Raw genomic sequence first — 15,323 nt, 5'->3', positions numbered from 1 at the left:
TCTCAGGGGCGACCCTGAGGGGGCGCCGGATTTTTTCTCAGGGTGGCGTCAGGGGCGAAGTGGGGGAAGGCCCGGATGTCGGGCGGGCGCCGGCGGAGAAGCATGGACCACATGAATTCCTCTTCCGCCACGCCTTCTTCGCCGGATTTCTCCGCATCGCGCGCGTCCTCGAAGCCGTTCCGCCGCCGAAGGGTCATCGCCGGGGCCGCGCTGGCCGGTTCGCTGCTCCTGACCGCGGGAGCGCCGGCCGCTCTGGCCGCGGCCGACACAGGGGCCGCCGCGGCCCCCGCCCCTGCCCGGGGGCCGGCGGTGCCGCCGCTGGACACCCAGGCCCTCCGCGCGGCCATCGCGCACCTCGACGACCCGCAGGCCACGGCCGCGCAGGTGAGAGTCGAGGGCTCGGCCGGGCGCTGGTACGGGACGTCGGGCGTGGCGGACCTCCGGACGAAGCGTCCCGTACGGCAGGAGGACACGTTCCGGATCGGCAGCATCACCAAGGTCTTCGTCGCCACGGTGGTGCTGCAACTGGCCGCGGAGCACAAGGTGGACCTCGACGCCCCGGTCCAGCGCTACCTGCCGGGTGTCCTGCCCGCCGGCTTTCCCCCGATCACGATCACCCAGTTGCTGAACCACACCAGCGGTCTGCCGGCGGAGAGCGGCCCGGACGTCCCGGACCTCTCCACCCCCGAGAAGGTCCTCCAGCACCGCTACGACCGGTGGACGCCGCGGCGGCTGGTGTCCCTGGTGAGCCATGGGCCGATGAGATTCGAGCCGGGCACCAAGCAGGAGTACCGGGGGATCAATTACGTGCTGGCCGCCATGGTGGTCGAGAAAGTGACCGGCCGCTCCTACGGGGAGGAGATAGGCAGGCGGATCCTCCGCCCCCTCCACCTCACCCGGACGTCCGTGCCCGGGAACGATCCCACGATCCACGGGCCGCACGTCCACGGCTACCTGGCGATGTCCGACGGCACGCTGCGGGACGCCACGGAGTACGACCAGACGGAAGCCTGGGGCGAGGGAGAGATGATCTCCACGACCGGGGACCTGGACCGCTTCCTCTCCGCGCTCTTCTCCGGCCGGCTGCTGCCCGCGGCCCAGCTGGAGAGGATGTTCACGCTGCCCCCTGAGAACGTGCGCATGACGGACGGCGGTCCGGCCCGCTACAGCGCAGGACTGCAGACAGTCACGGTGAACGGGGTGACGTTCTGGGGCAAGACCGGTGAGCGGTACGGCTACAACTCGGCGATGGTCGCCACCCGCGATCAGCAGCGGCGGCTCGTGTACTCCTTCAACCCCACGCACCGCGACCAGACCCAGATGAAGATGACCCTCCGCATAGCGGACGCGGTGACGAAGGGGAAGGACTAGCGGCGGCGGGGCCGCGATAAGCGGGGTCTGGGGGCGCAGCCCCCAGGAAACGGTGAATGGGGGTGCCCCCTCTGGGGGAGGGACCGGGGCAACCTCACTCCCCGACCTCCCGCCGTTCCAACGGCCGCACCGCCGGGCCCTGGAGCACCGCCCCGTCGGGCGCGAAGCGCGAGCCGTGGCAGGGGCACTCCCACGCACGTTCCGCCGCGTTGAAGGCGACGAGGCACCCCAGGTGTGTGCAGCGGGCGGACACCGCGTGCGCGGTGCCGTCCTCGTCGCGGTACACCGCGCAGTGGCGACCGTGGACCCGCACCACCTCGCCCGTGCCGGGGGCGATGCCGGCGACGGCGTCCGCGCCGCCCGGCCGGAGCCGGTCGCCGACGAAGTGCCGGGCGACCTCGGTCTGGTGCCGGAGGAAGGCGGGGGCCTCGCGGACCTGGGTCCACAGCCGGCGCGGGTCGTACAGGTCGGCCCACGGCGGGCGCCGGCCGCCGATCAGTTCGGTGAGCAGCCGGCCCGCCATGACGCTGCCGCTCATGCCCCAGCCGCCGAAGCCGGTGGCGACCCACGTGTGGCGGGCGCGCGGGTGGAAGGCGCCGACCAGGGGCACGGTGTCGGTGGAGTCGTTGTCCTGGGTCGCCCAGTGCCGGTCGAACGCGATCGAGGGGAAGCGCTCGCGGGCCCAGGCGGCCAGCCGCTCGAAGCGGGCGGCGACGTCGGCGGTGCCGGGTTTGAAGCTCTCTCCGGTGACGATGAGCAGCCGCCGCCCGTCACCGTAAGGCGCGCTGCGGACGGACCGCGTACCGCCCTCGGAGGTGATGTACATGCCGCCCGGGTCCCGGTCGGCGGGCACGGTGCCGGTGACCACCAGTTCCCGGCGCGGCGACAGCCGGGCGAACAGCAGGGCCCGGTCGAAGACCGGGTAGTGGGTGGCGACCACCACGTCCCGGGCGGTGAGCACGGCGCCGTCCGCGGTCGTCACCCGGCAGGGCGTGCCCTCGTCCAGGCCGGTGACCCGGGTGTGCTCGTGGAGGGCGCCGCCGCGCGCGACCAGGTCCCGGGCGAGGGCGAGCAGGTATTTGCGCGGGTGGAACTGGAGTTGGTCGTCGAGCCGTACGGCCGCCTCCACCCGGTACGGCAGGCCGGTCCGTTCGACGTACGTGGCGTCGAGCCCGGCCTGCGCCGCCGCGTTGGCCTCTTCGCGGACCTCGCCGCGGCCCTCCGGGCGGGTCACATAGGTGAAGGCCGGCCGGCGTTCCAGCTCGCAGTCGGCCTCCAGCAGAGCCGCCACCTCCGCGACGCGCTCGACCGCCTCCGCCTGCGACCGCGCGTACAGCCGCGCGCCCTCCGGGCCGCGGGTGCGCCGCAGCCGGGCGTAGACCAGGCCGTGCAGGGCGGTGACCTTGGCGGTGGTGTGGCCCGTCACCCCGGCGGCGATCCGGCCCGCCTCCAGGACGGCCACGGACCGCCCGGCGCGGGCCAGTTCCCACGCGGTGCTGAGCCCGGCGACGCCGCCGCCGATCACGGCCACGTCGACATCGGTCCCGGTGCCGGTGAGCGGGGGGTACGCGGAGTCCGGGGAGGCGGGAGCGGTGGACAGCCAGTACGACTCGGGTTCACCGCGCAGGAGCGGGCCGGAGGGGCCGGAAGGGTGTGCCATGGGGGAACGGATTCCCCCGCGCGGTGGGCGTACCCGGGCCCGTGTCCGCGGTTCGTCCGTTCGGCCGACCCGCCCGCGCACCCGTTTCGCCGTGCGCCGCGGGGGAACCCGGGAACCGGAATCCGGCCTCCCGAATTCGGCCTCTCCGGAGCGCCGGAGGGCGGGGCGCGGTTCAGGCGGGAAGCGACGAGAAGCTGCACGAGGGAGACGGCATGCGGGCCCTGACCTGGCACGGAAAACGGGACGTCCGGGTGGAGACGGTTCCCGACCCCCGGCTGGAGGAGCCCACGGACGTCATCGTCCGCGTCACCTCCACCGGCATCTGCGGATCGGACCTCCACCTCTACGAGGTCCTCGGACCGTTCCTCGACCCGGGCGACATCCTCGGCCACGAGGCGATGGGCGTCGTCGAGGAGACCGGCCCGGACGTCACCGCCCTCGCCCCCGGCGACCGGGTCGTGGTCCCCTTCAACGTCTCCTGCGGCACCTGCCACATGTGCGGCCAGGGACTGCAGTCGCAGTGCGAGACCACCCAGGTGCGCGAGCGCGGCATGGGCGCCGCCCTGTTCGGCTACAGCAAGCTCTACGGCCAGGTGCCCGGCGGGCAGGCCGAGTTCCTGCGGGTGCCGTTCGGGAACACACTGCCGGTCAAGGTGCCGCACGGGCCACCCGACGAGCGGTACGTCTACCTCTCCGACGTCCTGCCCACCGCCTGGCAGGCCGTCGAGTACGCCGCGATCCCGCCCGGCGGCACCGTCACGGTGCTGGGCCTCGGGCCGATCGGCGACATGTCCGCCCGGATCGCCCTGCACCGCGGCGCGAGCCTGGTCATCGGCGTCGACCTGGTGCCCGAGCGGCTCGCCCGGGCCGCCGCCCGGGGCGTGACCGTCCTCGACCTGCGCGCCCACACCGAGACCGGCGACGATGTCGTCACCGCCATCCGGGACCTCACCCAGGGGCGCGGGACCGACGCCGTCATCGACGCCGTCGGCATGGAGGCGCACGGCGCGCCGGCGGGGAAGGCGGCCCACCAGCTCGTCGGCATGCTGCCGGACGCGTGGGCGCGCCCGCTGATGGAGCGGGCGGGGGTGGACCGGCTGGCGGCGCTGCACACGGCGATCGAGGCGGTGCGGCGCGGTGGGACCGTCTCCCTCTCCGGCGTCTACGGCGGGATGCTCGACCCGATGCCGATGATGACCATGTTCGACAAGCAGATCCAGCTCCGCATGGGCCAGGCCAACGTCCGCCGCTGGGTGGACGGCATCCTGCCGCTCCTCGACGACGCCGACCCGCTCGGCGTCGAGGGCTTCGCCACCCACGTCCTGCCGCTGGAGGAGGGCCCGAAGGCCTACCGGACGTTCCAGGCCAAGGTGGACGGCATGGTCAAGACCCTGCTGAAGCCCGGGGCCGCCGCGTGACCGGCCGGCCGCTCGCGGCCCTCCTGGACGTCGACGGCACCCTCGTCGACACCAACTACCTGCACACCGTCTGCTGGTTCGAGGCGCTCCGCCAGGCCGGGCACCGGGTCGCGATGACGGACGTCCACCACACCATCGGCATGGGCTCCGGCAGACTCCTCGACCGGCTGCTGGGCGAGGACCGCGACCGCGGCGCCGACGAGGCCATCAGCGCCGCGCACAAGACCCTCTACGCCACCTGGTTCGAACGGCTGCCGGTCGTGGAGGGCGCCCAGGAGCTGGTGCGGACCCTCGCCGGGCGCGGCTGGCGCGTCGTCCTCGCCACCTCGGCCCAGGGTTCCGAACTGACGGCGCTGCGGAAGGCGATCGGGGCGGACGACGCGATCACGGCCGCTACCAGCGCCGACGACGTCGAGGCGAGCAAACCCGCGCCCGGCCCCGTGCGGCAGGCCCTGGAACAGGCCGGAACCGAGCCCGGACGGGCGCTGTTCCTCGGCGACACCGTCTGGGACGTGCACGCGGCCCGGAAGGCCGGGGTGGACTGCGTCGCCCTGCTGTCCGGCGGCATCGCGCGCGCCGAACTGGAGGAGGCCGGTGCGGTCGCGGTCTACCGCGCCCCCGCCGACCTGCTGGCGAGGCTGGACGACAGTCCCTTCGGGCGTCTTGAGAACGCCTGATCACCCGGAGAACGCCTGATCACGCTGGTCACCCGCGCCCGGCGGCCCGCCGGGCGCGGGCCCGCGCTACCAGCGGTACCACCGGCCTCCACCGGAGCGGACGAGGAAGCCGAGCAGCCAGATGACCAGCACGGCCAGCGCGATCCACCACAAAATCTTCACCGCGAAACCCGCGCCGAAGAGAATGATCGCGAGGATCAGGACCAGGAGCAGCGGCACCACAGTGATCACCTCCTGTCGGTCGCCCACCCGCCATGGGGGCGGCCTGTGCACCTCCAGTGTCCTCCGCCTGATCCGTTTTGTCCTGGTCGTCCGCCCCTGGATTCCGGCGGCCGGGAGCCCGTCCTCCCGTCGGCGGGGGCCCCGGCGCCGCCCCGGGGCGTGCATGGCCGGGGACGCGCGGGGGTACCCGCCCGGGCCAGAGGAGGACGCCCCATGCCCACGCCCGGAGAACGCGACGACCTCGCGCGGAGGAGGGGGGACGAGACCGAGCGGCACGAGGTCAAGGGACGGCACGAGACGCCGGAGGAACGCGCCGACCGGCGCTGGACCGAACTCCTCCAGGAGGTGCGGGTCGCCCAGACCGGTGTGCAGATCCTCTTCGGCTTCCTGCTGACCGTCGCCTTCACCCCGCGCTTCACCACCCTCGCCCCCACCGACCGCACCATCTACGTCGTCACGGTGGTGCTCGGGGCCGCCACCACCGGCTCCCTCGTCGGACCCGTCTCCTTCCACCGCATCGTCACCGGGCGGCGGCTGAAGCCCGAGACGGTGGTGTGGGCGTCCCGGCTGACCGTCGTCGGCCTGATGCTCCTGCTGGCCACCGTGACCTCGGCGCTGCTGCTCATCCTGCGGGTCGCCCTGCGCGGCCCGGCGGTGCCGTGGGTGGTCGCCGGGCTCGTCGTCTGGTTCGTGTTCTGCTGGTTCGCCCTGCCCTGCTGGGCGCTGTTCCGCCACCGCGCCCGCAAGTGACGCCGGCCGCGTGCGGACCGGCGCGTTCCGCCCCCGATCGGTCCCGTTCCCCCGGCGGCGGCCCGCATGGCGTGTCACGGTGAGGGCAGGCGAGTCCAGGGGGGAACGAGCGCAGCGAGCGAAGGAGCAGCATCATGCCCGCAGGATCCAGCCCCAAGCGCGAGCGGCAGTACGAGCACATCAAGGACAGCGCGGAGGCGCGCGGCGCGAGCGAGGAGCGCGCCAAGGAGATCGCGAGCCGCACGGTCAACAAGGAACGCGCCCGCGCCGGCGAGTCCAAGACGGCCAGCCGCACCTCCCTCCAGGACATGTCGTCCTCCAAGCGGGGCGGCCAGCGGTCGCATTCCGGGGCCAAGGGCCCGACCAGGGACCAGCTCTACGAAGAGGCCAAGAAGAAGAACGTCGAAGGACGGTCGCACATGAACAAGGACGAGCTGAAGCGGGCGCTCGGCCGCTGACCGGCTATACGGCGCCCGGCAGTTCCGTCATCCCCACCGCCGACTCCACCAGGCTCCCCAGATAGAGCCGTCCGGCGTGCACGCACACGCTCGTGACCATGCGGTAGCCGCGCTCCGGCCGCCGCAGGTCCCGGACCACCCGGCCCGCCGCGTCCAGCGCCAGCAGCCGGACGACCGGCCGGGGGCCCGGCAGCAGCCCGGACGGCAGCGCCCAGACGGCCCGCCGGAGCACCGGCGGCGACCGGTGCAGCAGGTCGAGCACGGGCTCGCGGGGGCCCGCCAGGGCCACCCAGACGAGGCCGTCCGGGCCGGTGGAGAGGTTGTCCGGGAAGCCGGGGAGCGCGTCGGCGAACACCTCCCGGCGGCCCGCCCGCGGGCCCGTCAGCCACAGGCGCGTCAGCCGGTACGCCCCCGACTCGGCGACCACGACGGAGGAGCCGTCGCCGGTCACGGCCACGCCGTTGGCGAACTGCAGTCCCTCCAGCACCACTTCGGGGCGCGCGGCCCCAAGTTCGTACCGCAGCAGCCGCCCGGTGCCGGAGTGCTCCAGCAGGTCGCCCATCCAGTGCTCCAGCGGAAAGCGGGCGGAGGCGTCGCTGACGTACACGGCGCCGTCCGGCGCGACGACCGCGTTACTGCACACCCACAGCGGATCGCCGTCCGCCCCCAGCAGCGTCTCGGTGCGGCCGGACGCCGGGTCGAGGCGCAGCAGCCCGCGTTCGGCGTCGCAGACCAGCAGCCGCCCGTCGGGGAGCGGGCACAGGCCCAGCGGGCGCCCTCCGGTGGCGGCGAGCGTCCGGGGCGGGCCGCCCGCCGGGTCCACGGAGAGGATCCGCCCGTCCGCCACCCCGGTCAGCAGCCGGTCCGCGGCGGCGTCCCACCGGACGTCCTCCGGGCCGGAGGCGCCCAGCGGCAGCCGCCGCACCGGGGACAGTCCGGCCGGAGCCGCGCCGCGGACCGGGCCCCGGGGACGGCGCGGCGGGTGCCAGACGACCGGACGGAGAGGGGGTTTGCGCGAGGACATCGGGAGAACCCTTCCTGGCGGGACGAGGCCGGGAGCGTACCCACGGCACCACCCGGGAAACGGCCCTCCCCGGCCGACGTGCGCGCCCCGCCGCCCCGTGGCACGGTGGGCGGGGCGCGGCACGGACCCGAACCGACCGACGACGCGCACAGCAGGAGGCACCATGCCGAGCCCCGAGGACGCCGAGACCCGCCTGCGGCGGGCCGCCGACGAGGAACGGGAAGCCTACGGAGGCGAGGACCACCCCGTCGGAGCGTACGCCGGAGCCATGGGCGTGTACGTCGCCGGCATCGCCGCCCTGGCCGGCGCCGCCCGGCTCGCCGGCCGCCGGGTGCCCGAGCCCGGACCCTGGGACGTGCTGCTGTGCGCGGGCGCCACCCACCGGCTGTCCCGGCTGCTCACCAAGGACTCCGTGACCAGCCCGCTGCGCGTCCCGTTCGCCCGCTTCCGCGGGGCCGGCGGCCCCGGCGAAGTCCAGGAGGAGGTGCGCGGCCGCGGCGCCCGCAAGGTCGTCGGCGAGCTGATCACCTGCCCGTTCTGCACCGGCCTGTGGATCGTCAGCGGGCTGGCGGCCGGACTGGTCTTCGCCCCCCGGCCCACCCGGCTGGCCGCCGCCGCCCTCACCGCGCTCACCGGCTCCGACCTGCTGCAGTTCGCGCGGGTCCGGATGCAGCAGGCCGTCGGCGAGTGACCGCCAAGGAGAGCCCATGACGCACCCGTCCCACGACCGCCTGGCAGGCCGCGCCGCGCTGGTGACCGGCGCCTCCCGCGGCCTCGGGCTGCTCATCGCCCGCGAACTCGCCCGCCGCGGCTGCAAGGTGCTCGTCTGCGCCCGCGACGGCGAGGAACTCGCCCGGGCCGAACGCATGCTGCGCGCCGAAGGCGCCGACATCCGCGCCCTCGCCTGCGACATCACCGGCCCCTCGGCCGCCCGGCGGCTCGTCGACGCCACGACCGCCGCGTTCGGCGGCATCGACATCCTCGTCAACAACGCCGGCAACATCCAGGTGGGGCCGGTGTCCGCGATGACCGAGACGGACTTCCGCGACGCGATGGAGACCATGTACTTCGCGCCGCTGCGGCTGGTCCTGACCGCCCTGCCGGAGATGCGCGAACGCGGCGGCGGGCGCGTCGTCACCATCGCCTCGCTCGGCGGCCGGATCGCCGCACCCCACCTACTGCCCTACGCCGGCGCCAAGTTCGCCCTCACCGGCCTCTCCGAGGGCCTGCGGGCCGAACTCGCCGCCGACGGCATCAGCGTCACCACCGTCCTGCCCGGTCTGATGCGCACCGGTTCGCACACGGCCGCCCGCTTCAGCGGCCGGGCCACCCGGGAGTACGCCTGGTTCGCCGTCTCCTCCGGGCTGCCGCTGCTGTCCATGGACGCCGAGCGGGCGGCCCGCGCCATCGTCCGCGCCGCCGAACGCCGCCGCCCCGAGCTGGTGCTCACCCCGGTCGCCAAGGCCGCCGTCCGGCTGCACGGCGTGGCCCCCGCCACCACCACCCGCGCCCTCACCCTCGGCGCCCGGCTGCTGCCGCGCGGCGGGCCGGGGCCCGCGCACGACGTACCCGGCCGGCAGGCCGCCCGCCGGCTCGGCTCCGCGGCGGTCGCCCGCCTCACCGTGCTCAACGACCGGGCCGCCCGCCGCTACAACCAGCGGACCGAGCCGTGACCCGGGGCGCGGCGGCGGGCTCGTCCGGCGAGGGCGCCTACGACGCGTCGCCCTTCGTCCCCGCCGGCGCGGACCTCGACGCCCTGCGGGACGCGGCGGCCGGCTGCCACGGCTGCCCGCTGCACCAGAACGCCTCCCAGACCGTCTTCGGCACCGGCGACGCCTCGGCCCGCGTCCTCCTCGTCGGCGAGCAGCCCGGCGACCAGGAGGACCGCAAGGGGCACCCTTTCGTCGGGCCCGCCGGGGGCGTCCTCGACCGGGCGCTCGCCGAGGCCGGGATCGATCCCGGCGGAACGTATGTCACCAATGCCGTGAAGCACTTCAAGTTCGAGCCCGCGGCCCGGGGGAAGCGGCGGATTCACAAGGCGCCGAGTCTGCGCGAGATCAGCGCGTGCAAGCCGTGGCTGCTGGAGGAGCTGCGGTCGGTCGCTCCGGAGGTCGTCGTCACGCTCGGCGCGTCTGCCGGGAAGGCCCTCCTCGGGTCGGGGTTCCGGGTCGGCCGTGACCGGGGGGTGCCGCTGGCGCTGCCGGCCGGGATGGGGGAGGGGGCGCTCGTCGCCACGATTCATCCGTCGGCGGTGTTGCGGGCGGACGAGGCGGGGAGGGCGGAGATGTATGGGGGGCTGGTCGCGGATCTGCGGGTGGCGGGGCGGTTGCTGGGGTGAGGTTGCCCCGGTCCCGCCCTTTCGCCGTTTCCTGGGGCTGCGCCCCCAGACCCCCCTTTCGCGGCTCCGCCGCTCGTCCTCAAACGCCGGACGGGCTGATATAGCCCGTCCGGCGTTTGAGGACAACCGCGCGGAGCGCGGTTTCGGGGGTGCGGGGGCGGAGCCCCCGCAAGAAACGGTGAAAGGGCGGGGCCGGGGCACCCCCCTGTGACCGGGCCCACTGGCCCGCGATCACGCCCCCCACCTGCGGCTTCCCCCGTGGTGACCCACCGCACAGCCCGCACGCTTCTCCCGGCGGGGAACCGCTTGTGACGATGTTCGGGACGCCAGGAGCGCCGCCCGTCGTGCGAGCCCGTCCACGGCGTCCTCCCGGCCCCCGCCGCGTCCGCGGCGGGGTCTTCGACGCCCGGACGACAGATCCGCACGCGCCGCCCACGGCGCGCGGACGCGTGGGGCCCGAACGTGCCGGCCCGCCCGACCCGCCTACCCACGGACGGACCCTTGCGCCCCACGCCAGCCCAGCCCGCAGCCCTGACGACCGATGCCGCCCCCCGTGTGCGCCCGGTCCGCGCCCTGCTCACCCGCCGTCCGGCCGGGGGCAAGGGCGACCGGTCGCCCTGGCGCTGTCTGCGCAGCCGCAGCATGCGCTGGTGGTCGGCCGCCAACCTGGTGTCGAACCTCGGCACCTGGATGCAGCTGACCGTGCAGAACCTGCTCGTCCTCCAGCTCACCGGCTCCGCCGCCGCGACCGGCCTCTCGCTGTCCGTCCAGGCCGCGCCGGGCCTGCTGTTCGGCCTGCTCGGCGGTGCTGTCGTGGACCGGCTGCCGCGCAAGCTCACCGCCGCCGTCAGCCAGGCGCTGCTGGCCGCCGTGGCCTTCACCACCGCCGTGCTGGTGGGCTGCGGCATGCTCACCGTGCCCGTCCTGATGATCCTCGCGGCCGTGACCGGCCTGATCGCCACCGTCGACGGGCCGGCGACCTCGCTGCTCGGGAACGACCTCGTCCCGGAGAAGGACGTGCCCTCGGCCATCGCCCTGGGCTCGGTCGTGCACAGCGTCGGCCGGCTCGCCGGCACCGCCCTCGCGGCCGTCGGCATCGCCACCATCGGGACGGCGGGCGCCTACGCGCTCAACGGCGCGTCGTTCGTGTTCGTGACCGCGGTCATCCCGTTCCTCAAGCTGCACCCGGACGCCGCCGCGGCGGCCGCGGCCGCGCCGGCCGACGCGGCGGCCGGGGGAGGGCGCGCGGGCCTGGCCTTCTTCCTCAGCCGCCGCACGCTGGTCGCCCTCGCGGTGATCGCCGCGGTCAGCGCCGTCCTCGGCCGCAACTACCAGCTCACCCTCGCCACGCTCGTCACCGGGCCGCTGCACGGCGGCGCCGGCGCCTACGGGCTGGTCTCCGCGCTGCTCGCCGTCGGCGGCATCGTGGGTGCCGTGGTGGCCGGTCGGCTGCGGAAGCCGACCGTGCGGCTGGTCGCGCTGCTCGCCGCGGCGGGCGCGGTGCTGCAGATCGCGGCGGGCGTCAGCCCGATGCTGATGATGCTGCTGGTGATGGTGGTGCCGATGGCGATCGTGGAGTCCGTGTCGGACACGGCCACCACGACCGTCCTGCAGACCGACCCGCCGCCGCACATGCGCGGCCGCGTCCTCGGCGTCTGGCGCAGCGTCAGCACCGCCTGGGGCCTCGCCGGGCCGCCGCTGCTGGGCCTCCTCGTGCAGGGCGCGGGCGAGCGGGGGGCGCTGGTCATCGGTGGTGTGGTCATCACGGCCGTCATCGGCGCGGGCATGCTGTTCCGCCGCCGACGGGGCGCGCCGTCCGTCCGTCCGGCGGTGGCGCCGGTCGCCGAGCCGGCCTTCCAGACGGCGGCCTGAGCGCGGCCGGGCGCGGGCCCGGCGATCGTGCGCCCCTCCCGGTGGCGCCTCACACCAGGGCGGCCCAGATGATCACCGTCACGACGAAGACCAGGACGAGCAGGCCGATGGCGACGAGCGGCCCCTTCGCCCAGCCCCGCGTCGGGTTGTAGGTCTCCCGGGGGCCCGCGCCGCCCGTGCTGTCCTCGCCGGGCGGCGTCTCGCCCGGCGGTACGCCGCCGCCGGGCTCCAGGCCGGGGGTGCGGGCCGGGTCCGGATCGGGGTTGGTGCCGGTCATGGCGGTCACCTTCCTGTCGTGTTCCTGTCGTGTCGTCCCCCGCGGTGTTCCGGTGGCTGTCGCCCTTCGCCTTCAGGGTGCCGCGCGGCGGGGACGGGGGCCACGCGGGGCGCCGGGCGGCTTGGCGGACGGGTGCCCCGGCCCGGCCCTTTCACCGTTTCCCGCGGGTACGGGCCGCCGCGGTCCCCGGTCCGCCACCGCCCGCAGCGCCTCCACCACCTCGTCCACCCCGATCCGCAGCAGCAGCGGGTCGGGCCGGCGGCCGTGCGGGTCGCCGGGCGGGCCCGGATGCCAGAGCGCCCGGTGGCGCGGGGAGGGCGGCGGGCCCCAGAGCGCGGGGGAGACGGGACCGAAGAGGGTGACGCTGGGGGTGGCGTGGGCCACGGCCAGATGGGCGATGCCCGTGTCCCCGCTGACGACCGCCTCCGCCCCCGCGACGAGCGCCGACAGGGCGGCGAACGGCAGCCCCCCGGCCAGCGGACGCCCGCCCGGGGCCGCCACCTCCCGCACCAGCTCCTCCTCACCGGGCCCGCCCGTGACCACCACGTCGCGGCCCGCCGCGACGAGGGCGCGCACCACCGCCGCGTACCGCTCCGGCGGCCAGCGGCGGGCGGCGGAGGCGGCGCCGGGGTGCACGACCACCGCCCCGGGGGCCGGGGAGGGGGTGTCGGGACGCGGCAGGGCGAGGTCGCCGGCGTCGGCCGGGACGCCGTACGAGCGCAGCAGCCGGCACCAGCGCTCGCGCTCGTGTTCGTCCGCCCGCCACGGCGGCCCGTCGATCTCGGGGGTGCCCGGGTGGGCGAAGGCCAGCAACCGCCCCGGCCGCAGCGCGGAGAGCAGCCGGTGGCTCGGCGGCCCGTTGCCGTGCAGGTCGACGGCGACCTCCGGCGGACGGCCGGTCCACGCCAGGGCGTCCGGTACGGCCCGGCCGGGCGCGGACGCGGGGAGCAGCCGGTCCACGGCGCCGGTGGCGGCGGCGACGGGCGCGAGCCCCGCCGGCGCCGCGAGCACGATCTCGTGCTCCGGATGCGCCCCGCGCAGCGCCCGCAGCGCGGGCACCCCCGCGAGCAGGTCCCCGAGCCCCAGGGCGCGCAGCACCAGCAGCCGGCCGCGGCCCGGCGCCGCGGCCGCGCGGGACGGCCGTACCACCCGCGAGCCGGGGCCTACCCGCGAGCCGGAGCCCCCGGCCGGCCTCGCGCTCACCGTCGCTCGTCCCGCGCGGGTCCCGTACGCCGAGAGGCACCGCCACGAGTACCGTGCCGGACCCCCGGAGCGTCGACGACCGGGCCACCTCCGGCACGTCCCGCCGCATCCGCACCGTCTCCCTCGCCGGCGTGGCCGGACGCACCACCGCCCGCGGCCGCCCGGGGCCGTAGGCCACCGACGGCCGGCCCACCCCTGGTACCGCGTACGCCGCCGGTCCCCGCCCCGCCGCCTCCGGCAGCGGGCCCGCCCCCCGCTCCGCGCGCCGCGTCCGCGCCGACGCCGCTCTCCGGTCGCCGACCGCGAGCCGTGGCCGGGCCGGCACCCGGGCCCCGTACCGCCGCCGTGCTCGTGTGCGGTCCCGTACCGGTGCGCCCGTTCGGTGCGTCTCCTGCCGGTGACGGGCCGGTGCCGGGTTCCGGGCCCCCGGTCGCGGTTGCGCCCCGGCCGGCGGGGGCCGAAGCCGCGTCGGCACGCCGGGCGTCCGGGCCTCCCACCGCCACCGTGTCCATGGCCGGACCCGCGCCCACCGGTGCGTCCGGAGGGCTCTCCGTCCGCGCCGGGCCTCCGGCCGTGGCCGCGCGCACGGCACCGGCGGCGGGCGGACGGTCCGTCCCGTTCGCCGGCGGCCGGAGGCCCCCGCGCTCCGCACACGAAGCGGCCCGCGTCGCGAGCAGCGTGCTGGAGCGGCCGTCGAGGTAGGGGAGGAGGACGGCCTGGCCGCCCCAGGAGGCGAGCTGGGGGGCCTCCGGGAGCTGTTCGACGGCGTAGTCGCCGCCCTTGACCCAGATGTGCGGGCGGAGTTCGGAGAGGAGGGCCTCGGGGGTGTCCTCGTCGAAGACGGCCACCGCGTCGACGCACTGGAGGGCGCGGAGCACCCTGATGCGGTCGTGCAGGGGGTTGATCGGGCGGCCGTCGCCCTTGCGGCGGCGCACGGAGGCGTCCGAGTTGAGGCAGACGATCAGGCAGTCGCCGATGCCCCGGGCCTGCTGGAGCAGGCTGACGTGCCCGGCGTGCAGCAGGTCGAAGCAGCCGCCCGCCGCCACGACCGTGCCGCCCGCCGCGCGGACCCGGCGGGCCAGCCGCAGCGCGTCGGTGTCCGTGCCGCCGGCGAAGGGCGGCGCCGGGCTGGGGCCGCCCGACACCGCGCGCGGGCCGCCCTCCGCCACATAGCGGGTGGCCGCCGCCACCGCCTCCTGGACGGCCTCGGCCGGCAGGGCGCCGTCGCCGAGCAGGCCCGCGGCCGTGGCGGCGAAGCAGTCGCCGGCGCCGCACGCGTCACCGCTGTGCCGGGCGGCCGTCGGCACCAGCAGCGGGCTGTCGCCCTGCGAGAGCAGCGCGCCGCGCCCGCCGAGGGTGACCGCGACGCTCACCGCGTGCCAGCGGCGCACCAGTTCGGCCGCCGTGCGGGCGACCGCGCCCAGCGCGTCGCCGTCACCGTCGGCGTCCGCGGCGTCCGCCGCGAACCGGCGGGCCTCCTCGCCGGTCGGCGTCACCAGCCGGGCGCCGGGCACCGGCGGCCGGCCGCGCGGGTGCGGGTCCCAGACCAGGGCGGTGTGCGGGGCCCGGGCGGCGAGCGCGTCGCGGAGGACGTCGGCGGTGCCCCGGGCGTAGTCGGCGACGAGGATCGCGCGGGCCTCCGCGACGGCCTCCAGCGCCCGTTCGGTGGCCCCGGCCGCGCGGCCGGCGCCCCGGTCGAGCCGGACCACGGGGCGGCCGCCCGCCATCACCCGGGTCTTCTCCGGCAGCGGGCCGTCAGTCGGCAGCGGGACCAACCGGAGCCAGGGTTCGAGGAGTTCGCGCACCTGGCGGGCGGCCGGGTCGGTGCCCAGGGGCGTCACCAGGGTCACCGGCCGGCCCGCCCGTGCCGCCAGGTAGGCGGCCAGCGCGGCGCCGCCCGGCCGCAGCCGCTCCTCGCAGTCGTCCAGGACCGGGACGGGCGCGTCCGGCGCGAGCCGGTCCGCGGTGCCGGCCAGGTCGCGGTCGAGCAGCGCGTCGCCGACGACCAGAAGAGGGGTCCGGGACGTCATGGGGGCTCCCAACTGTCGCTGTT

General features: G+C 76.3%; 14 protein-coding genes and 1 pseudogene. 9 read left to right on the top strand and 6 right to left on the bottom strand.

Annotated features, from left to right (window positions below; translation table 11 throughout):
• The first annotated feature begins 111 nt into the window (after positions 1-111).
• The gene (locus J7W19_RS01865) at positions 112-1,371 is read left to right on the top strand and encodes a serine hydrolase domain-containing protein (RefSeq protein WP_078588283.1); all 1,260 of its coding nucleotides are present in this window, start codon (positions 112-114) and stop codon (positions 1,369-1,371) included.
• A 94-nt stretch (positions 1,372-1,465) separates the two neighbouring features.
• Here J7W19_RS01865 and J7W19_RS01860 read toward each other — a convergent pair whose 3' ends face one another.
• Complete coding sequence (locus tag J7W19_RS01860; protein ID WP_210455249.1) at positions 1,466-3,031, bottom strand: FAD-dependent oxidoreductase; 1,566 nt, start codon at positions 3,029-3,031, stop codon at positions 1,466-1,468.
• 212 nt (positions 3,032-3,243) lie between these two features.
• Here J7W19_RS01860 and J7W19_RS32620 point away from each other — a divergent pair, with 212 nt between their 5' ends.
• Positions 3,244-4,449, top strand: a complete 1,206-nt coding sequence (locus J7W19_RS32620; protein WP_004955627.1) for a zinc-dependent alcohol dehydrogenase — start codon at positions 3,244-3,246, stop codon at positions 4,447-4,449.
• Positions 4,446-5,126, top strand: a complete 681-nt coding sequence (locus tag J7W19_RS32615; protein ID WP_004955625.1) for an HAD family hydrolase — start codon at positions 4,446-4,448, stop codon at positions 5,124-5,126. Before J7W19_RS32620 ends, J7W19_RS32615 begins: the two co-directional genes overlap by 4 nt.
• Before the next feature lie 66 nt (positions 5,127-5,192).
• Here J7W19_RS32615 and J7W19_RS01850 read toward each other — a convergent pair whose 3' ends face one another.
• On the bottom strand, positions 5,193-5,348 hold the full coding sequence (locus J7W19_RS01850; RefSeq protein WP_004955622.1) for a hypothetical protein: 156 nt from the start codon (positions 5,346-5,348) through the stop codon (positions 5,193-5,195).
• Between the two features lie 213 nt (positions 5,349-5,561).
• On the opposite strand from J7W19_RS01850, the gene J7W19_RS01845 reads away from it, so the two are divergent.
• A complete protein-coding gene (locus tag J7W19_RS01845) occupies positions 5,562-6,098 on the top strand; it encodes a DUF6328 family protein (RefSeq protein WP_004955620.1) in 537 nt (178 codons plus the stop codon).
• A 134-nt stretch (positions 6,099-6,232) separates the two neighbouring features.
• Positions 6,233-6,556 (top strand): hypothetical protein, encoded by a 324-nt coding sequence (locus tag J7W19_RS01840; RefSeq protein ID WP_004955619.1) that lies wholly within the window; start codon positions 6,233-6,235, stop codon positions 6,554-6,556.
• 4 nt (positions 6,557-6,560) lie between these two features.
• Here J7W19_RS01840 and J7W19_RS01835 read toward each other — a convergent pair whose 3' ends face one another.
• Positions 6,561-7,580: an SMP-30/gluconolactonase/LRE family protein gene (locus J7W19_RS01835; protein WP_004955615.1), complete on the bottom strand. Its 1,020-nt coding sequence runs from the start codon at positions 7,578-7,580 to the stop codon at positions 6,561-6,563.
• A gap of 163 nt (positions 7,581-7,743) precedes the next feature.
• On the opposite strand from J7W19_RS01835, the gene J7W19_RS01830 reads away from it, so the two are divergent.
• The 4 genes from J7W19_RS01830 to J7W19_RS01815 all read left to right on the top strand — a co-directional run bounded on the left by J7W19_RS01830 (position 7,744) and on the right by J7W19_RS01815 (position 11,790).
• Positions 7,744-8,271, top strand: a complete 528-nt coding sequence (locus J7W19_RS01830; RefSeq protein ID WP_004955613.1) for a DUF1360 domain-containing protein — start codon at positions 7,744-7,746, stop codon at positions 8,269-8,271.
• A gap of 16 nt (positions 8,272-8,287) precedes the next feature.
• A complete protein-coding gene (locus tag J7W19_RS01825) occupies positions 8,288-9,253 on the top strand; it encodes an SDR family NAD(P)-dependent oxidoreductase (protein ID WP_152265700.1) in 966 nt (321 codons plus the stop codon).
• Positions 9,250-9,918, top strand: coding sequence for a UdgX family uracil-DNA binding protein (locus J7W19_RS01820; protein WP_004941565.1), 669 nt, complete (start codon positions 9,250-9,252; stop codon positions 9,916-9,918). Before J7W19_RS01825 ends, J7W19_RS01820 begins: the two co-directional genes overlap by 4 nt.
• A gap of 642 nt (positions 9,919-10,560) precedes the next feature.
• On the top strand, positions 10,561-11,790 hold the full coding sequence (locus J7W19_RS01815; RefSeq protein WP_106429558.1) for an MFS transporter: 1,230 nt from the start codon (positions 10,561-10,563) through the stop codon (positions 11,788-11,790).
• A 49-nt stretch (positions 11,791-11,839) separates the two neighbouring features.
• On the opposite strand, the gene J7W19_RS01810 is transcribed toward J7W19_RS01815, so the two are convergent.
• The 3 genes and pseudogenes from J7W19_RS01810 to rfaE2 all read right to left on the bottom strand — a co-directional run.
• The gene (locus tag J7W19_RS01810) at positions 11,840-12,067 is read right to left on the bottom strand and encodes a DUF6480 family protein (RefSeq protein WP_004941559.1); all 228 of its coding nucleotides are present in this window, start codon (positions 12,065-12,067) and stop codon (positions 11,840-11,842) included.
• A gap of 72 nt (positions 12,068-12,139) precedes the next feature.
• Positions 12,140-13,216 carry a glycosyltransferase family 9 protein gene (locus J7W19_RS01805; protein ID WP_004941556.1) on the bottom strand — a complete coding sequence of 359 codons (1,077 nt, stop codon included), beginning with the start codon at positions 13,214-13,216 and terminating at the stop codon, positions 12,140-12,142.
• A gap of 698 nt (positions 13,217-13,914) precedes the next feature.
• Positions 13,915-15,300: pseudogene (gene rfaE2, locus J7W19_RS01800) on the bottom strand (D-glycero-beta-D-manno-heptose 1-phosphate adenylyltransferase); the annotation flags it as partial.
• Between the last annotated feature and the right edge of the window lie 23 nt (positions 15,301-15,323).

It is taken from the genome of Streptomyces mobaraensis NBRC 13819 = DSM 40847 (assembly GCF_017916255.1).
In the GTDB taxonomy this organism is placed as follows: domain Bacteria; phylum Actinomycetota; class Actinomycetes; order Streptomycetales; family Streptomycetaceae; genus Streptomyces; species Streptomyces mobaraensis.
Note: the sequence above shows the minus strand (reverse complement) of the source record. Positions and strands in the feature narration are given on the sequence as shown.

Coding starts and splice junctions, on each gene's coding strand:
- J7W19_RS01865 (WP_078588283.1), top strand. CDS start 112: ATGAATTCCTCTTCCGCCACGCCTTCTTCGCCGGATTTCTCCGCATCG.
- J7W19_RS01860 (WP_210455249.1), bottom strand. CDS start 3,031: ATGGCACACCCTTCCGGCCCCTCCGGCCCGCTCCTGCGCGGTGAACCC.
- J7W19_RS32620 (WP_004955627.1), top strand. CDS start 3,244: ATGCGGGCCCTGACCTGGCACGGAAAACGGGACGTCCGGGTGGAGACG.
- J7W19_RS01845 (WP_004955620.1), top strand. CDS start 5,562: ATGCCCACGCCCGGAGAACGCGACGACCTCGCGCGGAGGAGGGGGGAC.
- J7W19_RS01840 (WP_004955619.1), top strand. CDS start 6,233: ATGCCCGCAGGATCCAGCCCCAAGCGCGAGCGGCAGTACGAGCACATC.
- J7W19_RS01835 (WP_004955615.1), bottom strand. CDS start 7,580: ATGTCCTCGCGCAAACCCCCTCTCCGTCCGGTCGTCTGGCACCCGCCG.
- J7W19_RS01830 (WP_004955613.1), top strand. CDS start 7,744: ATGCCGAGCCCCGAGGACGCCGAGACCCGCCTGCGGCGGGCCGCCGAC.
- J7W19_RS01825 (WP_152265700.1), top strand. CDS start 8,288: ATGACGCACCCGTCCCACGACCGCCTGGCAGGCCGCGCCGCGCTGGTG.
- J7W19_RS01815 (WP_106429558.1), top strand. CDS start 10,561: ATGCGCTGGTGGTCGGCCGCCAACCTGGTGTCGAACCTCGGCACCTGG.
- J7W19_RS01810 (WP_004941559.1), bottom strand. CDS start 12,067: ATGACCGGCACCAACCCCGATCCGGACCCGGCCCGCACCCCCGGCCTG.